General features: G+C 56.5%; 2 protein-coding genes. One reads left to right on the plus strand and one right to left on the minus strand.

Features of this window, described 5'->3' with window-relative positions; all coding sequences use genetic code 11:
* Nucleotides 1–701: 701 nt before the first annotated feature.
* Nucleotides 702–1,523: a DUF4412 domain-containing protein gene (locus EST62_RS12770; protein WP_129052450.1), complete on the plus strand. Its 822-nt coding sequence runs from the start codon at nucleotides 702–704 to the stop codon at nucleotides 1,521–1,523.
* Nucleotides 1,524–1,681: 158 nt separating this feature from the next.
* On the opposite strand, the gene EST62_RS12775 is transcribed toward EST62_RS12770, so the two are convergent.
* The coding region (locus EST62_RS12775; RefSeq protein WP_134751653.1) for a WD40 repeat domain-containing protein at nucleotides 1,682–2,313 on the minus strand (632 nt) is incomplete at its 5' end.

Below are 2,313 nucleotides of genomic sequence, written 5' to 3' on the forward strand. Positions count from 1 at the left end.
TGTCCGGGGTCTTGTCTTTCTTTCTGGTCATAGTTTTGCTCCTTGTTACATGATAGGAAACTATGACCGTTTACACACTTTATCTTACAGACTCGGTGTGACAATTGCAGGGTGCGTCCCGACTCGTCGGGATTGCCCTTGTCTCCGCTTTTAAACTCAAGTATCGATTCTTTTCGATTTATTCATGATTGTTTCATTTTTTTATTATCTCCTTGTCAACAGTACTTGCCACGCTACCCAACAGAACAGCGTCCCAGGGCAAGTCATTTTATGTAAGCCTTACAAGTGACCTTCACCTGTAAGGTTTTTTTTATATCCCTGCCCATGCTTTACAACAAACAGTCCACCTCTCTCCGGCAACAGATTCAGCAACTGAAATCGCGAGGTCTCGAAATTTGCGATGAGTCTGCCGCCGAGCACCATTTGCGGAACATCGGTTATTACCGGCTTGCCGGTTACTGCTCGATGCCGTCAGTCCGGGACACAAATTCGCGGGGCGGTTGACGCATCTTTTCGACTCGTACCGGAGCGTTGATCGCAACGCGCTCGGCTTTCCGGAGCGGTGGCAGGCCGATCCATTCTGGCAGTGACCTCGTGATGGATTCGATAGTTCGCGGCGCTGGATTGTTGCTGCGTGTTTGTGCATTTATTAGCTTTATACATCTGGCGTGTATAATCGAAACCTTTAACCGCGAACTATCATGAAAACCATTACCCGTCGATTGTTTGCTGTCGTGCTGGTGCCGGGGCTTTTGCTCTCGGCTTGTGGCAAGAAAGAGCCTGGCGCGCCCGGTTCAGCCGGGGTCGAACAGTCGGCTCCCGCCATTGCCGGCCCGTTCACCGGCGTGCTCACCATGAAAACCACCATGCCGAATGCAGGTTCGAGCGGCATGAAACTCTACATTGGCCCGAAAGGGATGCGCGCCGAGAGCAAGACCTCCATCGCTGGACAGACGGGCACGATGTCGATGGCCGTGCTGTCGCTCGCGGACAAGCCCGACACGATCTACATGATTAACGACGCTACCGGTTCCTGCATGGCGCTGGATGTGTCGAAGGTAAAGGAGCAGGATTCAGAGGTGGACCCGTACGAGGATGCGAAGTTTGAAAATCTCGGCAAGGAGCGGGTCAACGGCTTCGATTGCAACCATGTCCGGATTTCGTGGGCCGACAAAAAGAGCACCGTCGATCTCTGGGTGAGCAAGGATATTCTCGACTATTTCGCTTATGCGCGGATGCAGGGATCGAAAGACCGGAAATATGAGCGTCTCGCCGAAAAGCTGAAGGCTGCGGGTCTCGACGGCTTCCCGGTCAAGACGCTGATTTCGCCGGAGGGCGTGGTCACAGAGCTGGTGAAGGTCGAGCGCCTCACTCCGGACGCTAACCTCTTTGAGGTTCCCGCCAACTGCACCAAAATGGAGATTCCTGCGATGCCCGCTGGCCCTCAGGGCATGAGCAAGGAGGATGTGAAAAAAATGCAGGACTGGGCGCGCAAGATGCAGCAGCAGATGCCGAAGCAGTAGCGATTGGCGATGACATAATTGCAACGAAACCCCCGCGATGTCGGGGGTTTCGCGGTTTTGGGGCGGATGGATTGGCGAGGGATTGCAGGGGCAACCCTGCGTGTCTGCTCTTTTCGATTGTATTGCAAGGGACAGGCAGCCCTCGCGGCTGCCTGCGGTTACGCCTCCGCCGGGTTGTCGAGCAGCTCGATTGGCAGGCGGAGGCATCCATCGGCGAGGCCGATCCAGCGCCAGGCGTTCGGCGAGGCCGAGAGCAGCTTCGGCTCCGTTTCGCTCCACGATGCGGTTTCGTTGTCCGGCAGATTGGCCATCGTCATGAGGCACTGCCCGGATTCGGCGTCCCAAAGCTTGAGTGTGTTGTCCCATGAGCCGGAAATGATGCGCTTGCCGTCGGGGCTGAACGCGGCGGCGTTGACGGATTCTGCATGGCCGGAAAGGATCAAGAGGCAGTTGCCGGACTGAGCATCCCAGAGCTTGAGAGTGTTGTCGTAAGAGCCGAAAATGATGCGCTCTCCGTCCGGGCTGAACGCGGCCGCAGTGACAGAACCTGCATGGCCGGAAAGGGTCAAGAGGCAGTTGCCGGACTGAGCATCCCAGATATCGAGGGTTTGAGAGCCGGAAATGATGCGCCCTCCGTCCGGGCTGAACGCGGCCGCAGTGACAGAACCTGAATGGCCGGAGAGGGTCATGAGGCAGTTGCCGGAGGCGGCATCCCAGAGCTTGAGCGTGTTGTCGTCAGAGCCGGAAATGATGCGCGATCCGTCCGGGCTGAAAGCTGCGGCCATGACCC

The organism is Chlorobaculum sp. 24CR, assembly GCF_004118635.1.
Taxonomy (GTDB): Bacteria; Bacteroidota; Chlorobiia; order Chlorobiales; family Chlorobiaceae; genus Chlorobaculum.

Bases quoted from the DNA above. Each gene is read 5' to 3' on its own strand.
- EST62_RS12770 (WP_129052450.1), top strand. From the start codon at position 702: ATGAAAACCATTACCCGTCGATTGTTTGCTGTCGTGCTGGTGCCGGGG.